Annotated in this window: 21 protein-coding genes; 4 read left to right on the top strand and 17 right to left on the bottom strand. The window is 61.8% G+C overall.

What is annotated here, in order from left to right:
- The first annotated feature begins 167 nt into the window (after positions 1–167).
- Positions 168–1,700, top strand: coding sequence for an acyl-CoA carboxylase subunit beta (locus tag LB555_RS27315; RefSeq protein WP_140619559.1), 1,533 nt, complete (start codon positions 168–170; stop codon positions 1,698–1,700).
- Between the two features lie 33 nt (positions 1,701–1,733).
- On the opposite strand, the gene LB555_RS27320 is transcribed toward LB555_RS27315, so the two are convergent.
- A complete protein-coding gene (locus tag LB555_RS27320; RefSeq protein WP_224684192.1) occupies positions 1,734–3,263 on the bottom strand; it encodes an NAD(P)H-hydrate dehydratase in 1,530 nt (509 codons plus the stop codon).
- A 357-nt stretch (positions 3,264–3,620) separates the two neighbouring features.
- Here LB555_RS27320 and LB555_RS27325 point away from each other — a divergent pair, with 357 nt between their 5' ends.
- The gene (locus tag LB555_RS27325; protein ID WP_006205430.1) at positions 3,621–3,959 is read left to right on the top strand and encodes a P-II family nitrogen regulator; all 339 of its coding nucleotides are present in this window, start codon (positions 3,621–3,623) and stop codon (positions 3,957–3,959) included.
- Positions 3,960–4,026: 67 nt separating this feature from the next.
- The gene (gene glnA, locus LB555_RS27330) at positions 4,027–5,436 is read left to right on the top strand and encodes a type I glutamate--ammonia ligase (protein WP_015317961.1); all 1,410 of its coding nucleotides are present in this window, start codon (positions 4,027–4,029) and stop codon (positions 5,434–5,436) included.
- Positions 5,437–6,099: 663 nt separating this feature from the next.
- Here the strand turns inward: glnA and LB555_RS27335 are convergent.
- Positions 6,100–7,140: a glutamine synthetase beta-grasp domain-containing protein gene (locus tag LB555_RS27335; RefSeq protein ID WP_015317962.1), complete on the bottom strand. Its 1,041-nt coding sequence runs from the start codon at positions 7,138–7,140 to the stop codon at positions 6,100–6,102.
- A 313-nt stretch (positions 7,141–7,453) separates the two neighbouring features.
- On the opposite strand from LB555_RS27335, the gene LB555_RS27340 reads away from it, so the two are divergent.
- Complete coding sequence (locus tag LB555_RS27340) at positions 7,454–7,648, top strand: DUF2735 domain-containing protein (RefSeq protein WP_140823554.1); 195 nt, start codon at positions 7,454–7,456, stop codon at positions 7,646–7,648.
- A gap of 74 nt (positions 7,649–7,722) precedes the next feature.
- On the opposite strand, the gene LB555_RS27345 is transcribed toward LB555_RS27340, so the two are convergent.
- The 15 genes from LB555_RS27345 to secY form a co-directional block, all read right to left on the bottom strand.
- A complete protein-coding gene (locus LB555_RS27345; RefSeq protein ID WP_140664349.1) occupies positions 7,723–9,612 on the bottom strand; it encodes an MFS transporter in 1,890 nt (629 codons plus the stop codon).
- Between the two features lie 177 nt (positions 9,613–9,789).
- Positions 9,790–10,581 carry an ATP12 family chaperone protein gene (locus LB555_RS27350; protein ID WP_224684193.1) on the bottom strand — a complete coding sequence of 264 codons (792 nt, stop codon included), beginning with the start codon at positions 10,579–10,581 and terminating at the stop codon, positions 9,790–9,792.
- A gap of 12 nt (positions 10,582–10,593) precedes the next feature.
- Entirely contained in the window at positions 10,594–11,466 is an 873-nt protein-coding gene (locus LB555_RS27355; protein WP_051041371.1) for a DMT family transporter, read from the bottom strand.
- 47 nt (positions 11,467–11,513) lie between these two features.
- The gene (locus LB555_RS27360) at positions 11,514–12,494 is read right to left on the bottom strand and encodes an RluA family pseudouridine synthase (RefSeq protein WP_015317967.1); all 981 of its coding nucleotides are present in this window, start codon (positions 12,492–12,494) and stop codon (positions 11,514–11,516) included.
- Between the two features lie 63 nt (positions 12,495–12,557).
- A complete protein-coding gene (gene crcB, locus LB555_RS27365; protein ID WP_140664338.1) occupies positions 12,558–12,932 on the bottom strand; it encodes a fluoride efflux transporter CrcB in 375 nt (124 codons plus the stop codon).
- Positions 12,933–13,114: 182 nt separating this feature from the next.
- Positions 13,115–13,945 (bottom strand): aspartyl/asparaginyl beta-hydroxylase domain-containing protein, encoded by an 831-nt coding sequence (locus LB555_RS27370; RefSeq protein ID WP_140619545.1) that lies wholly within the window; start codon positions 13,943–13,945, stop codon positions 13,115–13,117.
- A gap of 156 nt (positions 13,946–14,101) precedes the next feature.
- Positions 14,102–14,749: a DUF930 domain-containing protein gene (locus LB555_RS27375; RefSeq protein WP_411970810.1), complete on the bottom strand. Its 648-nt coding sequence runs from the start codon at positions 14,747–14,749 to the stop codon at positions 14,102–14,104.
- A 29-nt stretch (positions 14,750–14,778) separates the two neighbouring features.
- A complete protein-coding gene (locus LB555_RS27380; RefSeq protein ID WP_224587286.1) occupies positions 14,779–16,086 on the bottom strand; it encodes a replication-associated recombination protein A in 1,308 nt (435 codons plus the stop codon).
- 144 nt (positions 16,087–16,230) lie between these two features.
- Positions 16,231–17,724, bottom strand: a complete 1,494-nt coding sequence (locus LB555_RS27385) for a DegQ family serine endoprotease (protein ID WP_140792842.1) — start codon at positions 17,722–17,724, stop codon at positions 16,231–16,233.
- A gap of 178 nt (positions 17,725–17,902) precedes the next feature.
- A complete protein-coding gene (gene rplQ / locus LB555_RS27390; protein ID WP_140792844.1) occupies positions 17,903–18,331 on the bottom strand; it encodes a 50S ribosomal protein L17 in 429 nt (142 codons plus the stop codon).
- A gap of 104 nt (positions 18,332–18,435) precedes the next feature.
- Entirely contained in the window at positions 18,436–19,446 is a 1,011-nt protein-coding gene (locus LB555_RS27395; protein ID WP_006205443.1) for a DNA-directed RNA polymerase subunit alpha, read from the bottom strand.
- Between the two features lie 103 nt (positions 19,447–19,549).
- Positions 19,550–19,939 carry a 30S ribosomal protein S11 gene (gene rpsK, locus LB555_RS27400; protein WP_006205444.1) on the bottom strand — a complete coding sequence of 130 codons (390 nt, stop codon included), beginning with the start codon at positions 19,937–19,939 and terminating at the stop codon, positions 19,550–19,552.
- A 122-nt stretch (positions 19,940–20,061) separates the two neighbouring features.
- A complete protein-coding gene (gene rpsM, locus LB555_RS27405; RefSeq protein ID WP_006205445.1) occupies positions 20,062–20,430 on the bottom strand; it encodes a 30S ribosomal protein S13 in 369 nt (122 codons plus the stop codon).
- Between the two features lie 200 nt (positions 20,431–20,630).
- Positions 20,631–21,227: an adenylate kinase gene (locus LB555_RS27410; protein WP_015317975.1), complete on the bottom strand. Its 597-nt coding sequence runs from the start codon at positions 21,225–21,227 to the stop codon at positions 20,631–20,633.
- Positions 21,224–22,564: a preprotein translocase subunit SecY gene (gene secY / locus LB555_RS27415; protein ID WP_015317976.1), complete on the bottom strand. Its 1,341-nt coding sequence runs from the start codon at positions 22,562–22,564 to the stop codon at positions 21,224–21,226. The genes LB555_RS27410 and secY overlap by 4 nt, the downstream gene beginning before the upstream one ends.
- Between the last annotated feature and the right edge of the window lie 110 nt (positions 22,565–22,674).

Below are 22,674 nucleotides of genomic sequence, written 5' to 3' on the forward strand. Positions count from 1 at the left end.
GGAATCTCCCGGCCCAAGCGCCTATGGGCTGCATATGGCTGAGTTCGGCCTGGAATGCAAGGGGCGCAATGTTGCGGTGCAGCAAAAACCAGCCAAAAAGCCGACGCTTGCACTCCCCGACCGGCATCATTACCACAAACGCAGCTTCCGATTTTGGGGATCGAACGATGAAGGACGTGCTGAAGGAACTCGAGCGGCGGCGCGACATCGCCCGCATGGGTGGTGGCCAGGCCCGTATCGATGCGCAGCACAAGAAGGGCAAGCTCACCGCGCGCGAACGCATCGAAGTGTTTCTCGACGAAGGCTCGTTCGAGGAATTCGACATGTATGTCGAGCACCGCTCGACCGATTTCGGCATGGAGAAGACAAAGATCGCCGGCGATGGCGTCGTCACCGGCTGGGGCACGGTCAATGGCCGTCCCGTTTACCTCTTCGCCAAGGATTTCACCGTGTTCGGCGGTTCGCTGTCGGAAGCCCATGCCGAGAAGGTCATCAAGGTGCAGGAGATGGCGCTGCGCAACCGTGCGCCAATCATCGGCCTCTACGATGCCGGCGGGGCGCGTATCCAGGAGGGCGTGGCAGCCCTCGGCGGCTATGCCGAGATCTTTCAGCGCAACGTGCTTGCGTCCGGCGTCATTCCGCAGATTTCGGTCATCATGGGCCCATGCGCCGGCGGTGACGTCTATTCGCCCGCCATGACCGACTTCATCTTCATGGTGCGCGACACCTCCTACATGTTCGTCACCGGACCGGACGTGGTGAAGACCGTAACCAATGAGACGGTGACCGCCGAGAGCCTTGGCGGCGCGTCGGTGCACACGACGAAGTCCTCGATCGCCGACGGCGCCTATGACAATGACGTCGAGGCGCTCCTGCAGATGCGGCGGCTGATCGACCTGTTGCCAGCTTCCAACACGTCGGAGATCCCCGAGATCGAATGCTTCCAGTCGGTCACCGACCATGACATGTCGCTCGACCGGCTGATCCCCGACAACGCCAACAAGCCTTACGACATCAAGGAATTGATCCTGAAGGTCGCCGACGAGGGCGATTTCTTCGAGATCCAGCAGAGTTTTGCCAAGAACATCGTGACCGGTTTCGGCCGGGTCGAAGGCCGGACCGTCGGCTTTGTCGCCAACCAGCCGATGGTGCTGGCCGGCGTGCTCGATTCCGACGCCAGCCGCAAGGCGGCGCGCTTCGTGCGCTTCTGCGACTGTTTTTCTATTCCCATCGTCACCTTCGTCGATGTTCCAGGCTTCTTGCCGGGCACGGCGCAGGAATATGGCGGGCTGATCAAGCACGGCGCCAAGCTGCTTTTCGCCTATGCCGAGGCGACCGTGCCGAAGATCACCGTGATCACCCGCAAGGCCTATGGCGGCGCCTATGATGTGATGGCGTCAAAACATCTGCGCGGCGACATGAACTATGCCTGGCCGACGGCGCAGATCGCCGTCATGGGGGCGAGAGGCGCGGTCGAGATCATCTACCGCAAGGACATCGGCGATGCCGAAAAGATCGCGGCCCATACAAAGGCATACGAAGACCGCTTCCTGTCGCCTTTCGTGGCCGCCGAGCGCGGCTATGTCGATGAGGTGATCATGCCGCATTCGACCCGCCGCCGCATGGCCCGGGCGCTTCGCATGCTGCGCAACAAGGATATGCAGAACCCCTGGAAGAAGCACGACAACATCCCACTGTGAACGGTGTCGAGGTCATCGCTCAAGTGCGGTTGATCAGCGCCCTCCTCTGGCAGCCACCAGTTCGCGCAGCACCGGCACCATCGCCAGCGGCAAATCCTCGGCGATCAACCCCGGCCCGAACCGACTGCCGGCCTCGGCATGGATCCAGACCGCCGCGCAGGCCGCTTCGAAAGCCGGCATGCCTTGGGCAAGCAATCCGGCCGTGACGCCGGACAACACATCGCCCGATCCTGCGGTGGCAAGCCAGGCCGCGCCGTTGGCATTGATCGCTGCCCGGCCGTCGGGAGCGGCGATCACCGTGTCGGCGCCCTTGTAGACGATGACGGCATTGGCGCGCGCTGCCGCCGCGCGTGCCTTGTCCAGCTTGGACGAGACGTCGTCATCGGCGATGTCCGCGAACAGCCTGGCGAATTCGCCTTCGTGCGGTGTCATCACCAGCGCGGGCGCGTCCGGCCTGCGGGCGGCTTCGAACAAGACATCCGGCGCCTCACGAAACGAGGTGATCGCGTCGGCGTCGAAGACAAGGCCGTCAATTCCGGCGGACGCGGCCGCCGGCTTGCCCGACGCGAGTAGCGCAAGTGCGAACGCCCGGGTTTTCTCACCGATGCCAAAGCCGGGTCCGAGCACAAACGCCGATAGCCGGCGCTCCCTGACGAATGCTTCAATGTCGGCAGCATCGTCGGCCTTGCGCAGCATGATCGAGGTCAGGTGCGCGGCATTGACCTGCATGGCGTTGCCCGGCGACAGAACCGTCACCGCCCCTGCCCCGCTTCGGGCAGCGGCTAGCGCTGAGAGCCGCGCGGCGCCTGTGGCGCTCGGCCCGCCGGAAAAGACGCCGACATGACCGCGCTTGTATTTGTGGGCATCGATGGCCGGCACCGGCAATTCGCGCTGCCAAAGCGCTGGTCCGTTCTCGAACGTGCGGGGCTGCAGCGTTGCGATGATCTCCGCCCCGATGCCGATATCGGCAAGCACGATCTCGCCGCATCTTTCCCGGCCCGGCAGCAGCAGATGGCCGGGCTTCTTGCGCGCGAAGGTCACGGTGAGCTCTGCTGAAAACGATGTGCCGAGCACTTTGCCGCTGTCACCGGAAATGCCGGAAGGCAGGTCGACGGCGACAACCGGCAAATGCAGCTTGGCGGCCAGATCGACCGCCCTGGCGGCGTCGCCGGACAGCTGCTTGGACAGCCCTGCCCCATAAAGCGCATCGACCACGATCGAGCGGGGACCGGGATCAAAGTCCGATAGCGGCCGGGGCTTGATGGCGCATTCCGCGGCGGCGAGTGCCGCGTCGCTACCCAGCCTCGGCGGGCCAGACGTCCAGACCGTGGTGGCGACACCGCTGCCGGCCAGAATGCGAGCGACGACATAACCGTCGCCGCCATTGTTGCCTGGGCCGCATAACACATGGACATGCGCCGTCGAGGGATAGCGGCTGAGCACTTCGGTCGCGACGGCCTGCCCGGCACGGCGCATCAATCCAACGCCGTCGGTTGGACCTGCTGCAATTGTCAGCCGATCCGCCTCGCCCATCTCGGCGGAGGTAAGAAGTTCGTGGCTCATGGATTGCCGATCCGCATTCGATCAAGCATTGTCCAGTTTTCGGCTCGACGCAAACGGGGAGGAGTTGGCGCTGTCATGAGCACGTCGATCGGCGCGAAGATTGCAGGCACCGATCTGCCCGCAGGATGAGCAATTTGCCCGAATATTGGGCAGACATGCACAGTCCTGCCGGGTAGGCTGCAGCCATCTATGCCGCTTCCGATGCAGCGAATGACGCGAATTTGCATATGGGGGTGACATGACTTTGAAATCGTATGACACCGCTTCTGTTCCCTTCGACTGGCACAGTTCGTGCTTGATTGAGGCGCAAGCGGGGGCTCACAACCCGTTTTTTTGGCAGTGGAGGCCACTTTTTACATGAAAAAGATCGAAGCGATCATCAAGCCATTCAAGCTGGACGAAGTGAAGGAAGCGCTTCAGGAGGCCGGACTGCAAGGCATTACCGTGACCGAGGCCAAAGGCTTCGGCCGCCAGAAGGGTCATACCGAACTCTACCGCGGCGCCGAATATGTCGTCGACTTCCTGCCCAAGGTGAAAATCGAGGTCGTGCTCGGCGACGATGCCGTGGAAGGCGCGATCGAGGCTATCCGCAAGGCGGCCCAGACCGGCCGCATCGGCGACGGCAAGATCTTCGTCTCCAACATCGAGGAAGTGGTGCGCATCCGCACCGGCGAAACCGGAATGGACGCGGTTTGATCCGAGCCGGCCATCCTCTAAGAAACGTCATCCATCAAAAAACGTCAGCACACAGGGATTACATGACATGACGACAGCCAAAGACATCATGAAGCAGATCAAGGACAACGACGTGAAATTCGTCGACCTGCGCTTCACCGACCCGAAGGGCAAGCTGCAGCACGTCACCATGGATGTCGTCGAGGTCGAGGAAGACATGTTCGCCGACGGTGTCATGTTCGACGGCTCCTCGATCGCCGGCTGGAAGGCCATCAACGAGTCCGACATGGTGCTGATGCCCGATCCGGACACCGTCCACATGGACCCGTTCTTCGCGCAGTCGACCATGGTCATCCTGTGCGACATTCTCGATCCGGTCTCGGGCGAATCCTACAACCGCGACCCGCGCGGTACCGCCAAGAAGGCCGAGGCCTACATGAAGTCGGAAGGCATCGGCGACACCATCTATGTCGGCCCGGAAGCCGAGTTCTTCGTGTTCGATGACGTGAAATACAAGGCCGATCCCTATAACACCGGCTTCAAGCTCGATTCGACGGAACTGCCGTCGAACGACGACACCGATTACGAGACCGGCAACCTCGGCCACCGCCCGCGCATCAAGGGTGGCTATTTCCCGGTGCCGCCGATCGATTCGGCGCAGGACATGCGCTCCGAGATGCTGACGGTGCTCGCTGAAATGGGGGTTCGCGTCGAAAAGCACCACCACGAGGTGGCAGCCGCCCAGCACGAGCTCGGCATCAAGTTCGACACGCTTGTCCGCAACGCCGACAAGATGCTGATCTACAAGTACGTCGTGCACCAGGTCGCCAATGCCTATGGCAAGACGGCCACCTTCATGCCGAAGCCGATCTTCGGCGACAACGGCTCGGGCATGCACGTTCACCAGTCGATCTGGAAAGGCGGCAAGCCGACTTTCGCCGGCAATGAATATGCCGGTCTTTCGGAGAGCTGCCTGTTCTATATCGGCGGCATCATCAAGCATGCCAAGGCGATCAACGCCTTCACCAACCCGCTGACCAACTCCTACAAGCGCCTGGTGCCGGGCTACGAGGCGCCGGTGCTGCTCGCCTATTCGGCGCGCAACCGTTCGGCTTCCTGCCGCATCCCGTTCGGCAGCTCACCAAAGGCCAAGCGCGTCGAAGTCCGCTTCCCCGATCCGGGCGCGAACCCCTACCTCGCTTTCGCCGCCATGCTGATGGCAGGTCTCGACGGCATCAAGAACAAGATCCATCCGGGACAGCCGATGGACAAGGATCTCTACGACCTGCCGCCGAAGGAACTGAAGAAGATCCCGACCGTCTGCGGTTCGCTGCGCGAAGCGCTCCAGAGCCTCGACAAGGACCGCGGCTTCCTGAAGGCCGGCGGCGTCTTCGACGACGACCAGATCGACAGCTATATCGAGCTCAAGATGGCCGAAGTGATGCGCTTCGAAATGACCCCGCATCCGGTCGAGTACGACATGTACTATTCGGTCTAGGATTCCGCTCGAATAATGTTTCAAGGCCCTTGAAGGTTTTCCCCTTCAAGGGCTTTTTGCTGATCCAAAGGCTCATCTATGGATTGCGTGCGGCCAGCCACGCAACGATGGTCAACTTGCTTTTTTGGGGGACGCAATCAATCGCCAGGAGCGAGCGGCACACTGCCTCAGGCTGCAATGCCCGCTCGTCCGGCGCCCCCGCCAATGCCGTCGTTCACGAAACCCCCGCCCCGTTCGAACAGCATCGCTTGGCGTAACCCCAAGGCCACGAATACGCATGCCGCGGCGTAGCCTGTCAACGCCGCCACACGGAGGCATAAATCGCCGATTTCAATGTATGAACAGTGGCTTATATAAAGGACCGCCGCGTACGAACCGAGCTGAAACAGGCTGTTTTCCGGGCTTTTTCAATGAAAACTTGGAACCGCACGAGACGAGTAGCGGCAAGGAGCGTCAGCCAAAGCCGCTCGTTTTGGTGAAACCGCTCGTTGTTTTTCAACCTGACTTTTTTTGGGGGAATTCGCCGCTCCGGGGCAGTCGGTGACGACGCTGACCGCGCGTGGCGTCATGTCGGGTCGGTAAAAAGAAAGGCCCGGGCGCTTCCGCCCAGGCCTGTCTGCAAGAACATCCATCTGCCGCGCATTGAAGCGCCCGCAAAACGGATCAGGCGGCGGCCGAAATCTCTGCGCTCGCCGGCACCGAAGCGATCGTCTTCAGGATCTGCGAGGCGATCTGGTAGGGGTCGCCCTGCGAGTTCGGACGGCGGTCCTCCAGATAGCCCTTGTAATCGTTCTTGACGAACGAATGCGGGACGCGGATCGAGGCGCCGCGATCGGCGATGCCATAGCTGAACCTGTTCCACGGCGCGGTCTCGTGCTTGCCGGTCAGACGTTTGTCGTTGTCCGGGCCGTAGACGGCGATGTGGTCCATCAGGTTCTTGTCGAAAGCCGCCATCAGCGCTTCGAAATAGGCCTTGCCGCCGACTTCACGCATATAGGTGGTCGAGAAATTGGCATGCATGCCCGAGCCGTTCCAGTCGGTGTCGCCGAGGGGCTTGCAGTGGTATTCGATGTCGATGCCGTACTTTTCGGTCAAGCGCTGCATCAGATAGCGGGCCATCCACATCTGGTCGGCGGCCTTTTTGGAACCCTTGCCGAATATCTGGAATTCCCACTGCCCCTTCGCCACTTCGGCGTTGATGCCTTCATGGTTGATGCCGGCCGCGAGGCAGAGATCAAGATGTTCCTCGACGATCTGGCGCGCAACGGAGCCGACATTCGAGTAGCCGACGCCGGTATAGTACGGCCCCTGTGGTGCGGGATAGCCGCTCTCGGGGAAGCCGAGCGGACGGCCGTCCTTGTAGAAGAAATACTCCTGCTCGAAGCCGAACCAGGCGCCTTCGTCGTCGAGGATAGTGGCACGCTTGTTGGATGCATGCGGCGTAACGCCGTCGGGCATCATGACTTCGCACATGACGAGCACGCCGTTGGTGCGGGCCGGATCGGGATAGACCGCGACCGGCTTCAGCACGCAATCGGAGCTGTGGCCCTCGGCCTGCTGCGTCGAGGATCCGTCGAAACCCCACAGCGGCAGCTGCTCGAGCGTCGGGAACTCAGCGAATTCCTTGATCTGCGTCTTGCCGCGAAGATTCGGGACCGGGGTGTATCCATCGAGCCAGATATACTCGAGCTTGTATTTGGTCATTCTAGAGCCTCTCGTTGCTTGGACACCGCAAGCAGGCGGATGTCGATGCATGGCCGAAACAGGCCGGCCTGCCGATGGATAAAAAGCAATTCGTGTGCCACTCGGCTCTCGCAGGGTGCGGCAAAATGATCGTGCCCAGGCGACTATGTTAATGAGCCGCCTCAGCAATGCTTGCAGATGATCCAGGCAGCAATATTGCTTAAATCATAGGCAAATCATGATCTTTTCATAGGCATATTGCCTAAATGAATCGCAGGACCTATTTTGGTGAAAGCTGAATCAACGAGCGCCTGAAAAAGCGGGGAGACCGGCAATGCAAGTCACGCAGTCGCGTCCGTCGGCGAAAATCCTGATGTTCCCGCTGGCAGCGCGCAGGACTGCCTTAAATTTAGGCGCCAAGGCCAAATTCGCGGCAGAGCTTGCCGCGCTTCGCGGCGAGCATGCCGATTTCGATGGCTGGTACCACGAGGCCGCCGTCGAGGAAGAAGACCCGCAGCGGAAGGGCTGAACCCTTCCACGTCGATCTTGATAAAAAAGCCCGGCGCGATCGCTCGCGCCGGGCTTTTCGTTCTGGCCTACCGACTATTCCTTGGCGTGCAGGTCGGTGCCGAGCGTGTCCTTGACGAAGATCATGCCGATGATCAGCGTCATCGCCGCGATGACCACCGGATACCAAAGGCCGTAGTAGATGTCGCCCTTGTAGGCGCTGAGCGCGAACACCGTCGCCGGCAGCAGGCCGCCGAACCAGCCATTGCCGATGTGGTAGGGCAATGACATGCCCGTGTAGCGAATGCGAGTCGGGAACATCTCGACAAGGATCGCCGCGATCGGCCCATAGACCATGGTCACGAACAGGACCAGGATGAACAGGATGCCGATCGTCATCGGCCAGTTAACCGCCGCCGGATCGGCGAACATGGCAAAGGCACCGCCGCCCGGTATGTTGTAGACGGTGACCTCGGGTGCGCCCGCTGCCTCATCGGCGGTCAAGAGCTTGTCCTTAACCGCCTGGTCGGTCGGCACCGCTGCCTTTTCACCGCCGCGGATGGCGGCTGCGTCGAGCTTAAGTTCAGGATTGGCTGCGATGAAGGCATCGAGTTTCTGGTCCGCGACCTTGATCGGCGCTCGCTTCAGCGGATAGCCGCCGTCCTGCAAGGACATGTTGACTGCCTTGACGAAGGCGGCGTCCTTAGCCTTGGCCTGATCGCCGGCGGCGACCGCATCGTAGGACGCCACTGTCTCTGTACCGATCTTGACTGACGCAGGCGTCCCGGCCGCAGCCGTCGACACCACTTCATAGGGAACCGAGTTCTTGGTCAGGAACGAAGTCGCGATGTCGCAGGACGTCGTGAACTTCGCCGTGCCGACCGGATTGAACTGGAACTTGCAGTCGCCGGGAGCTGCCGTCACCGTTGCCCGAGTGCTCTGCTGAGCCTTGGCGAGCGCCGGATTGGCGGCCCAGGTCAACGCCTTGAACAGCGGGAATGTACAGACGATGGCCAGCGCAAGGCCAGCCATGATGATCGGCTTGCGGCCGATCTTGTCGGAGAGCCAGCCGAAGACGACGAAGAAGATCGAGCCGATAGCCAGCGCGATGGCGATCATGATGTTGACCGACTGCGCGTCGACCTTCAGCACGTTCTGCAGGAAGAACAGCGCGTAGAACTGGCCATTGTACCAAACCACGGCCTGACCGGCGGTGAGGCCGAGCAGCGCCAGGAGCGCGATCTTGGCGTTCTTCCACTGACCAAAGGCTTCCGAGAGCGGCGCCTTTGAGCCCTTGCCTTCGTCCTTCATCTTCTGGAAGGTCGGAGACTCCGAGAGTGACAACCGGATCCAGATCGAAACGGCGAGCAGCAGGAAAGAGACGATGAACGGAATGCGCCAGCCCCAGGCGGCGTAGGTCTCCTTGCTCAGCGATCCCTGTACGATCAGGATGACGATCAGCGACAGGAACAGGCCGAGCGTCGCTGTTGTCTGGATCCATGAGGTGTAGAAGCCACGGCGGTCATCGGGTGCATGTTCGGCGACATAGGTCGCAGCGCCCCCATATTCGCCGCCCAGCGCCAAACCCTGCAGCATGCGCAGGACGATAAGGATCACCGGAGCCGCGATGCCCAAGGTTGCATAGCCGGGCAGCAGACCGACCAGGAAGGTCGACAGGCCCATGATCGTCATTGTGACCAGGAACGTGTATTTGCGGCCGACGAGGTCGCCGATGCGACCGAACAGCAGCGCGCCGAACGGGCGAACCAGGAAGCCTGCGGCAAAGGCCAGCAGCGCGAAGATGTTGCGCGTTGCCTCGGGAATGGTCGGACTGAAAAAGGTCGAGCCGATGAAAGCCGCCAGTGAGCCGTAGAGATAGAAATCGTACCATTCGAAAACAGTGCCGAGCGAGGAAGCGAAGATGACTTTCTTCTCCTCCCGCGTCATGCCGCGGCTCGTTCCGCCGGCGGTCGATGCCATTGCCATAGAGCTATCCTCCCGTGAGACTTCGATGCTGTGCGCCGACGTCCGCGTTCTCCTCCGAACGCGGACTCAAAGACGCAGCCAACACAGGAAAAATGGCAGAAAGGGCGGGGAAAGGGCACCGCGACGATGGGATTATGACTTTCGTATTAGGTGCAGTGCGAAGGCGGAGCGAAGCCCTCAGGCCCGCAGCGCTTCGAGCAAGCTGACGGCGGCCATCATGTCCCGTTTGCGAGCGGCGCGGCGCGCGACGGCTTCGGCGTCCTGTCCCCACTGTGCGATCTGCCAGTCCTCATCGACATGGCCGGCGGCCCAGGCCTCCTCGCCGTCGAGCTCGCCGAAATCGACCGCCAACGCCAGCAATGCCGAGCCGGTCAACGATGTCATGACATGGATGGCGGCAAGGCGCAGCGGTTCGGCGCGTTGCGCCAGATGGCTGCCCAGCACGGCAATGGTTTCGCGTGGCTGCTCGATATGGATGATGCCCTCGGCAAGGTTGAAACGGGCCCCAAGTGCTGCGCGGGCCCAGTCGATGACGGGATCCCACCGCTCGTTCTGGCGCTCGACCAGCTCTTGCGGTGCATCGGCGCGATAACAGAGCAGATCCGACGACGCAAAACGCAGAATGTCTTCCAGCACCGCCTGCGGATCGCTGGCCACGCCATCGATTGCGGTGTTGACCAGCCGCATCACCGGCATCGTCATCGGATTGATCGTCTCGCCCTGTTCCGCGAACTCGCCGGCAACCAGCGTCGCGGCCGCCTCGGTCGGCAGCGCCAGCATTGCCTTGCCCGGCGTGCGCACCGGCTTGCCGTCGAGATGGACGGCAAAGCCACCTTCCGCCGACGCGACCGAGACCTCCTTATAGAAGCGCTTGGGCAGCGGCGTCTTCATCTGGATCTGGGCGCGACGCACCGGATCCGGATCGGAAAGATACTTGCCCGCTTCGAGGTCGTTGAGGATATCACGCATGAAGTGCCTTTCTTACACCGGTATCAGCTTGCGTGCCGGCCGGTTGACGATGATCAGGCCGGCCGCAATCAAGCCAAGTGCGAGAAAAATGCGAATGGTCAGCGGCTCGTTCAAGATGATCGCACCGCACAGGACACCGAAGACCGGCGACAGGAAGGTGAAGCTGGACAAGCCTGAAGCCGGATAGCGGCGCAGCAGCCAGAACCAGAGCACATAGGTGAAAGCGACGATATAGACCGCCTGGAAAAGCAGCGCCAATGTCGGCAACAGGGACGGATCGCGCACCGGTGGGCCGGCAAGAGGCAGCACCATCATGCCAACGATCGCCGCGCCGGCGAGTTGATAGAGCAGCAGTTTTTCCGCACTCGCCTCGACCAATTTCGATCGTTTGATAAGGATATTGGTCAGGGCCCAGAAAAACCCCGAACCGAGGCTCAGGAGATCACCGAACAGCATGTCTCCGCTACCGCCGAGCTTGTCGGAAAAGACCGTGGCAAGACCGGCGAAGGCCAACAGCAGGCCGAGAAACTTGCGCATGGTGATCTGTTCGCCGAGCAGGAAATGGCCGCCGATCAGCATCCAGAACGGCATTGAGTTGACCAGCAGCGTATTGCGCGCCACGGTCGTATGCTCCAGGCCAACGTAGAGACAAAGGAACTCGACGCCGAAAAGCACGCCGACCGCAATGCCCGCCGGCAATGTCCCATCTCTGCTGAACAGCGCAATGCCGCGCCAGCGGCACCAGAGAAAGACGCAGAAACCACCGATGACCGAACGCGCGATCGATAGGAAGACGGGATCATAGCCTGCATAGGAGATCTTGGCGGCGACGTAGTTCAGCCCCCAGGAAAAGGTCAGGCCGACCATGATGGCGGCTGCGGCCATGTCGACCGCGTCGCGCCGATCGAGCGCATCGGTGGCGCCGCTCACGGTTAGTCCTCCGCGCTGGCGTCGTCGAAGCCGATCAGGTTCCAGCTCTGGCGCATATGCGGCGGCATCGGAGCGGTGACGTCGATGACGCCCTTGTCCGGGTGCGGGATAATGATGCGGCGCGCGTGCAGATGCAGGCGGTTTTGAATGCCGCCAGGAAAATCCCAGTTGGTGTCGGCCTCGAAGTATTTCGGGTCGCCGATGATCGGGCAGCCGATATGGGCGGCATGGACGCGAAGCTGGTGTGTGCGGCCGGTATAAGGTTCCATCTCCAGCCAGGTCATGGTCTGCGCCGCCTGCTCGATAATGCGATAATAGGACACGGCATGGTCGGCGCCTTTTTCGCCATGCGCGGCGATGCGCACGCGATCGCCGTCCGGCGTAGCCTCCTTGATCAGCCAGGTCGAGATCTTGTCCTCGCGCTTGGGCGGCACGCCCTTGACCAGCGCCCAGTAGGTCTTCTTGGTTTCCCGCGCCCGGAACGCCTCTGAAAGCTTCATCGCGGCCAGCCTGGTGCGGGCCACCACCAGCACGCCCGACGTGTCGCGGTCGAGCCGGTGCACCAGCCGCGGCTTCTCGCCTTTCTGGCTGCGCCAGGCTTCCAGCATGTCGTCGACATTGCGGGTAACGCCGGAGCCGCCCTGAACGGCGAGGCCCGCCGGCTTGTTGAAGACGAAGACCTTGGGATCCTCGTGGATCAGCATCTTGGCGAGCACATCGGCGTCGCCCTGGTTCCGGATCGAGTGGCCGGTGAGCGCGCTCTCGCCCTTCTTGTCCACCTCGAGCGGCGGAACGCGGACCATCTGCCCCGGCTCGACGCGGGTGTCGGCCTTGACCCGGCCGCCATCGACGCGGATCTGGCCGGAGCGCAGCAGCTTCTGTAGATGGCCGAAGCCAAGGCCCGGGAAATGCGTCTTGAACCACCGATCGAGCCGCATGCCCGCCTCGCCGGCCTCCACCGTGATCTGTTCAACGCCTGCCATGTCTTCTTCGCTTATCCGTTTCCCGAGCAGGGCTCTTGGCCTGCGCTTGGCGCGGCAATAACATTATGAAACGGTTCTTGCGAGCCAAAGTCCCAGAAACAGGGCAATGATCGCGCCAACGACGCTGGCAAGCGCATATCCGAATGCCGGCAGTGTCGAGCCTCGTTCCCACAGGGCGGCGAAATCGAGCGAAAAGGCGGAGAAGGTGGTGAAGCCTCCGAGAATGCCGGTAGCAACGAACAGCCTGACCTCATCGGACCCGCCGCGACGCGCAAGGATGGCGATGAACAGCCCCATCGCAAACGAGCCGACGATATTGATCGCCATCGTGCCCCAGGGATAGTTGGGACCGACGAGGCGCAGCGCGCCCATGCTGGTCAGATGACGGATGCCGGCGCCGATGCCGCCGCCGACGGCTACGAGAAGCAGATTGAACATAGAACGTTACTGCCCCCGCGAGGACGCCGGCGTCAATCCCTTGAGCGAGGTGACGCAGCTTCGGGGATGGCAGAGATAGTCGACCTATCAAGAACCGGGCTTCCAACTCACGAAGCGCAATCACTGCCATGACGCATTCAGGATACTGCCGGCTCCGCCGGCAGTATCGACAGATCTTCAACTTAGGTGGTTTCGACCTTCTTTGGCTTTGTGGAGCCGATCATCTTCCAGTTCTTGTAGAACATCGAGTTGATGCGCTCGACGCTCACCGAGACGACCGCAAGCATGCCGGCGATAAGCCTGGGCACCGGGGACGGCCTGATAATATCCATGAACACGCAGTAGCGGCGGCCATCATACTCGTTGACCGAGCGATGCAGCAGCGTGTCGTCGAAAATGAACTGCGGATTGTCGTACCAGTAGTTCTTGACGTTGCCGCATTCGACGAAAATCTCCGCTTTCACCGGGATCAGATTGTAGAGGATACGCAGGCTGAGCCGCAGCGGTCCGAAATGCCAGGAGGTCGATTCGCGCTTGCTGAAGACGGAAACGGCAATCGTCTTGATGTATTTGAAGTCCTTGTTGAATTCCTCGACGTTGTCGATCCTGTGCTTGCCGTACCACTGGTAGACATACATGCCGCGCCGGCCGGCGCCGAAATTGGCGTCGATGTCGGCGATGATCTCATCCTTGCGCGCCTTGAAGATATCAAGGACCTCATTGACCTCACGCTGATAGTCGGCGGGAAACTGCTCCAGCTTCCACACGCCCGGATTTCTGTAGCACAGGAGATCGACCAGCAGGTTGAAGGGCGACAGCAACCAGGTGAAGAGCCCGTTGCCAAGGAAGTAGCCGCTGAACAGCGCCAAATCCTTCCTGTCGTTGCGCAACACGTCGATCAGACCACAGACGATGAAGATCGTCGTCAGGATCGGGATGAAATAGAAGCCAAGGGCGAGAAGCGGGATGGCAATGGCGAATTTGCGAAGGGATTTGCGAAGGGTTTTTGTCATTTTTCCACGCGCGAAGCGCGATCCTGTTGCGAATGAGGTGCCCAATCATGGCAACGGCCACCGCCCGACCGTGCGCCTTGATAAGGTTTTTTGGGTCACCGCACAACGGCCATGGTGTCTGGCCGGGCTGGTTGCCTGGTGGAGTTTGCCGGGCCGTCAATGCACTGCCGGCAAGCCAAGCTCGTCCCATTTGTCCCTGGCCACGGGATCGCCGACCAGAAATTCAAAGCCAATGACGCTTTCGCCGTCCTTGGCGAGCTGGCATTTGAACTTCAGACTGTACCAGTTTTTACGACTGCGAAAGGCCGCACCATTAGCGGCGATCGTCGTGCCGGTGATCTTCTCCTCCGCGGTCGCGTAGGGCACCACCCGCTCCGGCTGGAAATCCGCATGCCATTGGCGGATTTGGCCCATGGCCTCCAGATTGCAAAGCTGCACCATGCGCTCATCGGATGCGAAGGTCCTGAGATCGGCGCGGGCCTGCTTGCTGTGCGGATCGGCGAGGGTCTTGGCCGACAGCATCCGCGTTGGGCGGATCATGGCGGGCGTGGCGGGAAATCGAGGAGCGCTTGGAGCAGGCGCCGGTGCCTCGGGCATGGGTGCGCGGGGTGCCTCCTCGATGGGAGGTGCGGGCGGCCTTGTCGAAACCTCGAATTGCCGTGGCGTCAGGATGGCGACCGACACGCGCTCCTCCTCTGGCCGGCTCGGGCGTTTCGGCGATGGTATCAACATGACGCTGGCGGCGAGCAGCCCATGCAGGAGAACCGAAGTGGAAATCCCCCAGGGCGAGGCCTCGTTTCGCACCGACAAGACCACCGCGCTCCGCAAGTCGGCTATTCCCGCTCTTTGCGCAGCTTTGCCCAGTAGTCGAGCCGCTTCCTGATGTCGCGCTCGAAACCACGCTCGGGCGGATCGTAGAAGGTCTGGCGGCCCATCTTTTCCGGAAAATAATCCTGGCCTGAAAAGGCATCTGGCTCATCATGGTCGTAGCGGTAGCCGGCGCCGTAATCCTCTTCCTTCATCAGCTTGGTCGGCGCGTTGAGAATGTGCTTCGGCGGCAGCAGCGAGCCATGTTCCTTGGCGGCCCGCGTGGCAGCCTTGAAGGCAGTGTAAACGGCATTGGATTTGGGCGCGGTGGCGAGATAGACGGTGGCCTCGGCGAAGGCGAGTTCGCCCTCCGGAGAGCCGAGATAGTCATAGGCGTCCTTGGCCGCGTTGGCGACGACCAGGGCCTGCGGATCGGCCAGCCCGATGTCCTCCATCGCCATGCGAACCAGCCGGCGGCCGAGATAGAGCGGATCCTCCCCGGCATCGAACATGCGCGCGAGATAGTAGAGGGCGGCATCGGGATCCGAGCCGCGCACCGACTTGTGCAGCGCCGAGATCAGGTTGTAATGGCCGTCCTGGCCCTTGTCGTAGATCGGCGCACGGCGCTGGACGATGCGCTGAAGCCCTTCGGGATCGAATATCTCGCCAGCCTTGGCCGCGCGCCAGACCTCTTCCGCCAGTGTCAGCGATGCGCGTCCGTCGCCATCGCTCATACGAATGAGCATCGTCCGCGCTTCATCGTCAAGCGGCAGCGCCCTGCCCTCCGCCTCCTCCGCCCGCGTCATCAGCTTGGCGATGCTGTCCTCACCCAGCGAATGAAAGACCATGACCCGCGCGCGCGACAACAAGGCCGCGTTGAGTTCGAAGGACGGGTTTTCGGTGGTGGCGCCCACCAGCACGACCGTTCCATCCTCCATGACGGGGAGGAATGAATCCTGCTGGGCGCGGTTGAAGCGATGAATCTCGTCGACGAAAAGCAACGTCTGGCGGCCGTTGGCACGGCGCAGCTTGGCCGCCTCGAACACTTTCTTCAGGTCGGCGACGCCGGAAAAGACCGCCGATATCTGCTCGAATGCAAGGCTGGTCTCGCCGGCAAGCAGCCTCGCCACCGTGGTCTTGCCGGTGCCTGGCGGACCCCAGAAGATCATCGATCCCAGCGAACCGGAGCCGATCAGCCGAGTCAGCGCGCCATCGGGTCCCGTCAGATGTTCCTGGCCAACGACCTCCCCAAGATTCTTCGGACGCAGCCTGTCGGCCAGCGGCCGTCCGGGCGGCACCTTTTCCAGTTCGTCAACGCTGAACAGATCGGCCATGCACTCCCTCAGAGCAATTCCAGGAAAAGTGTGAAGCGATTTTCCGTCCGGGATTGCGTCAAAACAAGGATATAGGGCAGGTCGGCGTTTTGGTGAAACGCCGACCTGCTCCAAGTTTGGAGCGCGATCCCTTCAGGGTCGAACTCAGTAACGCAAAACCTGGCGCAGTATCTGCCCGCCGCGCTCGACGGTAAAGCGCCACCAGCGCGTATCCTGCTGGGCTACCTGCGCCAGCACTGCGGCGGTGTCGATGGTGGTGCCGTTGACCTCGCGCACGATGTCGCCTGGCTGAAAGCCGAAATCGGCGGCCGGCGAATCGCGATTGATATCGATCACCGTCACGCCCTTGAGGTCGGTACGCAAGCCAAGCTTCTGGGCAAGCCGAGGCGACAGTTCCGAGACCTTCGCGCCCGAGAACGGGCTGCGGCCATGCAGCGTCACTTCCGAGGCTTTCGCCCCCTCCGGCGCGCGCTCCAGCGCAATGTCCATCGCCGCTTGCTGACCCTTGGTCAGGATCGCGAAATTCGCCTTGGTGCCGATCGACAGCGTCGCCATGCGGTAGTCGAGCGCCTCGATGCTCTCGACCGGCTTGCCATTGATCTGCAGCACGACATCGCCCGGCTTCAACCCTGCCTTGCCGGCGGGACCCGTCGCGTCGACCGAGGAGACCAGCGCCCCGGTCGGCTTTTCCATGCCCAGCGATTCGGCGATCTGCGGCGTCACCGCTTCGAATTCGGCGCCGATATAGGGCCGCTCGAAGAAATCGAGACCGGCCTTGGCGGCATCGGCGAAAGCCCGCACCATGTTGGCGGGGATGGCGAACCCGATGCCGATCGAGCCGCCGCTGCGGCTGTAGATGGCGGTGTTGATGCCGACCAGCTGGCCGCCCATGTTGATCAGCGCGCCGCCGGAATTGCCGGGGTTGATGGCGGCGTCTGTCTGGATGAAATAACCCGAATCCGAAACGCCGATATGGCTGCGGGCAAGCGCGGAAACGATGCCGCTGGTGGTGGTCTGGCCAACACCGAACGGGTTGCCGATGGCCAGCACCAGGTCGCCGACCTCGAGCGCGTCGGAATCCCCGATGGCGATGACCGGGAACGGCTTGTCGGACTCGATCTTGAGCACGGCGAGATCGAGCGTCTCGTCCTTCAGCATCACCTTGCTGGTGAATTCGCGGCCGTCGGCGGTCGCCACCTTGACCTCGTCGGCATCCTTGATGACGTGGAAATTGGTGACGATGACACCGCTCGGATCGACGAGCACGCCCGAGCCGAGCGAAGACTGCGCACGCGGCTGGGCACGGCCGAAGAATTCCTCGAAGAACGGATCGCCTTCGAAAGGCGATGTCACCTTGGCGGTCTGCGAGGCATAGACATTGACCACCGCAGGTGCCGTCTGCTTGACCAGCGGCGCGAACGAAAGCTGGACCTCCTCGCGGCCGAAAGGCACGCGCTTGTCCGGACCTGAAGTGGCATTCTCGCCTTCGACGCCATGCAGCAAGTCCGTCAACACATCGGAGAGGCCTGGATCGGCGGGCTTGGCGGCGTCTTCGGCCAGCGCCTGCCGAACTGCCGGTGCAGCTGCGAACACCATGAAGGCGCAGAGCAGAACAAGGGACAGTCTTTTGGCGCGCATTACGAATCCTCCAAGCGAGTTCGGGCGCATTGTCCCGACGAATGTGCAAAATGAAAGGCTAAGCCGCTGAAATCCGATTATTTTCGCGGCAGTCAATCGTTTTTGGCACGCCTTGGCGCACGCAGTTATGAAAAAGGGGCCAGCAGGCCCCTCTAATTCACTCCGAAAAGGCGAAGCCTTATGCGGCCGCGGCTTCGTCCGCGCCTTCGGCTTCGATGCGGGCGCGATCGCCGGCGCCCTTGGCCGAGGTGTCGCGATCGACGAACTCGATGACCGCCATCGCGGCATTGTCGCCGTGACGGAAGCCGGCCTTCATGATGCGCAGATAGCCGCCGTTGCGGGTGGCATAGCGCGGGGCGATGGTGTCGAACAGGCGCTTGACGACGCCCTCATTGCCGATCTGCGCGATCACCTGGCGGCGCGCGTGCAGGTCGCCGCGCTTGCCGAGCGTCACCAGCTTCTCGACGATCGGACGCAGGTCCTTCGCCTTCGGCAAGGTGGTGACGATCTGCTCGTGCTCGAGCAGCGACACCGCCAGGTTGGCGAACATCGACTTGCGGTGGCTTATGCTGCGGGCGAAGCGGCGGCCTTTGAAACCGTGGCGCATGGCTCTTTTCCTTCTTCAGTTGTTCAAGAGGCCACGGCCTCCGAGGGTTTTCCGCATGACCGTCGGATCGAGCGGCTCACGCCGCCGATCCTTGGAATTCATGCTCAATATTGGTCTTCGTAACGCTTGGCGAGGTCTTCGATGTTTTCCGGCGGCCAGTCCGGCACTTCCATGCCGAGGTGCAGGCCCATCGCCGCCAGCACTTCCTTGATCTCGTTCAGCGACTTGCGGCCGAAGTTCGGGGTGCGCAGCATCTCGGCTTCGGTCTTCTGGATGAGGTCGCCGATATAGACGATGTTGTCGTTCTTCAGGCAGTTGGCCGAACGCACCGAAAGCTCGAGTTCGTCGACCTTCTTGAGCAGCGCCGGGTTGAAGGCGAGCTCGGTGACGGCTTCGGCGGCGACTTCCTTCTGCGGCTCGTCGAAGTTGACGAACAGGCCAAGCTGGTCCTGCAGGATGCGGGCGGCGAAAGCCACCGCGTCCTCGCCCGAGATCGAACCGTCGGTCTCGATCGTCATGGTCAGCTTGTCATAGTCGAGAACCTGGCCCTCGCGGGTGTTCTCGACCTTGTAGGAGACCTTCTTCACCGGCGAATAGAGGCTGTCGACCGGGATCAGGCCGATCGGCGCGTCCTCGGCGCGGTTGCGCTCGGCAGGCACGTAGCCCTTGCCGGTGTCGACGGTGAATTCCATGCGGATTTCAGCGCCTTCGTCCAGCGTGCAGATGACGTGGTCGGGGTTGAGGATCTCGACGTCGCCAACCGTCTGGATGTCGCCGGCGAGAACCGCACCCGGGCCCTGCTTGCGAACGACCATACGCTTGGGGCCATCGCCTTCCATGCGGATGGCGATTTCCTTGATGTTCAGGACGATGTCGGTCACGTCCTCACGCACGCCGGCGATGGACGAGAATTCATGCAGAACACCGTCGATCTGCACGGCGGTGACGGCCGCCCCGCGCAGCGAAGACAGAAGCACGCGGCGGAGCGCGTTGCCAAGCGTCAGGCCAAAGCCACGCTCGAGCGGCTCGGCGACCAGCGTGGTCAGCGTCTTCTTCTTCGACGAGAACTCGATCTTGTTCGGCTTGATCAGTTCCTGCCAATTTTTCTGGATCATGATGCTTTCCTTCCGTTGACCCGCCACCATCCAATCGTGGCGGGCGACCTGGAATACCGTGGAGGAACGCCCTTGGGCGCTCACGCGGCGTTCGATAAATTGCTTAGACGCGGCGCTTCTTGCGCGGGCGGCAGCCATTGTGCGGGATCGGCGTCACATCACGGATCGAGGTGATGGTGAAGCCGGCCGCCTGCAGGGCGCGCAGCGCCGATTCACGACCGGAGCCCGGTCCGCAGACCTCGACTTCGAGCATGCGCATGCCGTGTTCCTGGGCCTTCTTGGCAACGTCCTCGGCAGCCATCTGGGCGGCGAACGGGGTCGACTTGCGCGAACCCTTGAAGCCCTGGGCACCGGCCGACGACCAGGCAATCGAATTGCCCTGCGCGTCGGTGATGGTGATCATCGTGTTGTTGAAGGTCGAATTGACGTGGGCAACGCCCGACGAAATGTTCTTGCGTTCGCGACGGCGAACACGAGCGGCTTCCTTGGCCATGATAGTCCTTTCAGTTGATCTCTACACCGCCGTAATGCCAGCGGCTCCACCTGGAAAAGTGAATAGTGAATTAGTGAGTAGCGATGACGTCCTCACCACCCACTACCAACCACTCACTCTTATTACTTCTTCTTGCCGGCGATCGACTTGGCCGGGCCCTTGCGGGTACGTGCATTGGTGTGCGTGCGCTGGCCGCGAACCGGAAGCGAGCGGCGGTGACGCAGGCCGCGGTAGCAGCCAAGGTCCATGAGCCGCTTGATGTTCATCGACACTTCGCGGCGCAGGTCGCCTTCGACCTGATAGTCGCGGTCGATGGTCTCGCGGATCTGCAGCACCTCCGCATCGGTCAGCTGGTTGACGCGGCGCTCGGCCGGGATGCCGACCTTGTCGACGATCTCCTGGGCGAACTTCTTGCCAATGCCGTGAATGTACTGAAGCGCGATGACGACGCGCTTGTTGGTCGGAATGTTGACGCCGGCTATACGAGCCATGTTCTTCTCTTCTCCATGTGGGCCGGACAAGCCGGCATTATTCAGATTGCCCCGCGTCCGGTGGAGGCCGGCCCTTGCGGGAGTTTCCAGTTCAAAGCGACTGCCCTGCCCTTGCGGACAGGCAAAGCGCGCATCTGATAGGAAGACGGGCCGCGATACCGCAGCAAGTCGTCTCCGTCAAGCTTAATCTTTAAATTCCCTTACCGCGCCTTCTCGGCCGCCGCGAGAACGGCTTCAATCTCGGCGGTTACCGCGTCGATACTGGCCATGCCGTCCACAGTCTTGAGCTTGCCTTTGGCGTAATAGTAGCCGGTCAGCGGAGCGGTCTTCTTGTAGTACTCCCGCAGCCGCTCTTCGAACACGGCGGGATTGTCGTCCTTGCGCACCGGCTGGCCGGCGGCCTTTGCATCATCGGCGCGCTTGACGATTCGACCAACCAGGGCCCTGTCGTCGACGACCAGTTCGATGACGGTGTCGAGACCAATGCCACGCTCTGAAAGCATCGATTCAACCGCATCCGCCTGCACCAGCGTGCGCGGATAGCCGTCGAGGATAAAACCCTTGGCGCAGTCAGCCTGATCGATACGCTCGGCGACGATGGCGTTGACGATGGCGTCGGACACCAGCTCGCCGGCATCCATCACCGCCTTGGCACGCTTGCCGACCTCGGTACCGGCCTGAACGGCGGCACGCAGCATATCACCCGTCGAGAGCTGGGGTATGCCGTGTTTTTCTACCAGTCTTTGTGCTTGTGTCCCCTTGCCCGCTCCTGGCGGCCCAAGCAAAATCAACCTCATCTGGCTTTCTTCCCCCCGCGCAGCTTCGACTTCTTGATCAGGCCTTCATACTGGTGCGCGATCAGGTGCCCCTGAATCTGCGCAACCGTATCGAGCGTGACACTGACCACGATCAGAAGCGATGTGCCACCGAGGTAGAATGGTACGCCAGTCGCCGAGATCAGGAACTCCGGCAGCAGGCACACCAGCACCAGATAGATGGCGCCGACGACGGTGATGCGGGTAAGGACGTAATCAATATAGTCGGCGGTGCGCTCGCCCGGACGATAGCCAGGGATGAAGCCCGAATGCTTCTTGAGCTGGTCGGCGGTGTCCTTCGGGTTGAACACGATCGCTGTGTAGAAGAAGGCGAAGAACACGATCATCGCCGCATAGAATGCCATGTAGAGCGGCTGGCCGTGGCCAAGCGAGGCCAGGATGGTGCTGGCCCAGGCCGGCATGTTGGTCGTCTGCGAGAAGCCGGCGACGGTGGCCGGTAGCAGAAGCAGCGACGACGCGAAGATCGGCGGGATGACGCCCGAGGTGTTGAGCTTAAGCGGCAGATGCGAGGTATCGCCCTGGAACATGCGGTTGCCGACCTGGCGCTTCGGATACTGGATCAGCAGGCGGCGCTGGGCGCGCTCGAAGAACACGATAAGCGCTATGACGACGATGGCCAGCACGATGATCGCCAGGATCAGGCCGGTCGACAGGGCGCCGGTACGGCCGAGTTCCAGCGTGCCGGAAATGGCATGCGGCAAGCCGGCGACGATGCCGGAGAAGATGATCAGCGAAATGCCGTTGCCGATGCCGCGCGCTGTGATCTGCTCGCCCAGCCACATCAGGAACATGGTGCCGCCGACCAGCGTGACGACGGTGGAGATGCGGAAGAACATGCCGGGATCGCTGACGATGCCGTTGCCGTTCTCCAGTCCCACCGAAATGCCATAGGCCTGTACCAGCGCCAGGAGCACGGTGCCGTAGCGCGTGTACTGGTTGATGACCTTGCGGCCCTGCTCGCCTTCCTTCTTCAGCGCTTCCAGCGAGGGAATGACCGAGGTCATCAGCTGCATGATGATGGAAGCGGAGATGTAGGGCATGATGCCGAGTGCAAAGATCGCCATGCGCTGCACGGCACCGCCGGCGAACATGTTGAACATGCCGAGCACGCCCTTGCTCTGCGAGGAGAAGGCCTGGGCGAAAGCATCGGGATTGATGCCGGGAAGCGGGATGTAGGTGCCGAGGCGATAGACGAGCAACGCGCCGATGGTGAACCAGATGCGTTTCTTAAGGTCCTCCGCCTTGGCGAAGGCCGAGAAATTCAGATTCGAGGCTAGTTGTTCAGCAGCCGAAGCCATGCCTGATTCTCCGCTTGGTAACGCTTGATGGCCCGTGAGGTCAGGCGGTGCGTTTCACCGAAGCTCACGAGATAAGCTCCGGGCTGTAAACATGCAAGCGGCCCCGGCGC

The organism is Mesorhizobium sp. BR-1-1-10, assembly GCF_020165595.1.
GTDB lineage: Bacteria > Pseudomonadota > Alphaproteobacteria > Rhizobiales > Rhizobiaceae > Mesorhizobium > Mesorhizobium australicum.

Coding starts and splice junctions, on each gene's coding strand:
- LB555_RS27315 (WP_140619559.1), top strand. CDS start 168: ATGAAGGACGTGCTGAAGGAACTCGAGCGGCGGCGCGACATCGCCCGC.
- LB555_RS27320 (WP_224684192.1), bottom strand. CDS start 3,263: ATGAGCCACGAACTTCTTACCTCCGCCGAGATGGGCGAGGCGGATCGG.
- LB555_RS27325 (WP_006205430.1), top strand. CDS start 3,621: ATGAAAAAGATCGAAGCGATCATCAAGCCATTCAAGCTGGACGAAGTG.
- glnA (WP_015317961.1), top strand. CDS start 4,027: ATGACGACAGCCAAAGACATCATGAAGCAGATCAAGGACAACGACGTG.
- LB555_RS27335 (WP_015317962.1), bottom strand. CDS start 7,140: ATGACCAAATACAAGCTCGAGTATATCTGGCTCGATGGATACACCCCG.
- LB555_RS27340 (WP_140823554.1), top strand. CDS start 7,454: ATGCAAGTCACGCAGTCGCGTCCGTCGGCGAAAATCCTGATGTTCCCG.
- LB555_RS27345 (WP_140664349.1), bottom strand. CDS start 9,612: ATGGCAATGGCATCGACCGCCGGCGGAACGAGCCGCGGCATGACGCGG.
- LB555_RS27350 (WP_224684193.1), bottom strand. CDS start 10,581: ATGCGTGATATCCTCAACGACCTCGAAGCGGGCAAGTATCTTTCCGAT.
- LB555_RS27355 (WP_051041371.1), bottom strand. CDS start 11,466: ATGGCCGCAGCCGCCATCATGGTCGGCCTGACCTTTTCCTGGGGGCTG.
- LB555_RS27360 (WP_015317967.1), bottom strand. CDS start 12,494: ATGGCAGGCGTTGAACAGATCACGGTGGAGGCCGGCGAGGCGGGCATG.
- crcB (WP_140664338.1), bottom strand. CDS start 12,932: ATGTTCAATCTGCTTCTCGTAGCCGTCGGCGGCGGCATCGGCGCCGGC.
- LB555_RS27370 (WP_140619545.1), bottom strand. CDS start 13,945: ATGACAAAAACCCTTCGCAAATCCCTTCGCAAATTCGCCATTGCCATC.
- LB555_RS27380 (WP_224587286.1), bottom strand. CDS start 16,086: ATGGCCGATCTGTTCAGCGTTGACGAACTGGAAAAGGTGCCGCCCGGA.
- LB555_RS27385 (WP_140792842.1), bottom strand. CDS start 17,724: ATGCGCGCCAAAAGACTGTCCCTTGTTCTGCTCTGCGCCTTCATGGTG.
- rplQ (WP_140792844.1), bottom strand. CDS start 18,331: ATGCGCCACGGTTTCAAAGGCCGCCGCTTCGCCCGCAGCATAAGCCAC.
- LB555_RS27395 (WP_006205443.1), bottom strand. CDS start 19,446: ATGATCCAGAAAAATTGGCAGGAACTGATCAAGCCGAACAAGATCGAG.
- rpsK (WP_006205444.1), bottom strand. CDS start 19,939: ATGGCCAAGGAAGCCGCTCGTGTTCGCCGTCGCGAACGCAAGAACATT.
- rpsM (WP_006205445.1), bottom strand. CDS start 20,430: ATGGCTCGTATAGCCGGCGTCAACATTCCGACCAACAAGCGCGTCGTC.
- LB555_RS27410 (WP_015317975.1), bottom strand. CDS start 21,227: ATGAGGTTGATTTTGCTTGGGCCGCCAGGAGCGGGCAAGGGGACACAA.
- secY (WP_015317976.1), bottom strand. CDS start 22,564: ATGGCTTCGGCTGCTGAACAACTAGCCTCGAATCTGAATTTCTCGGCC.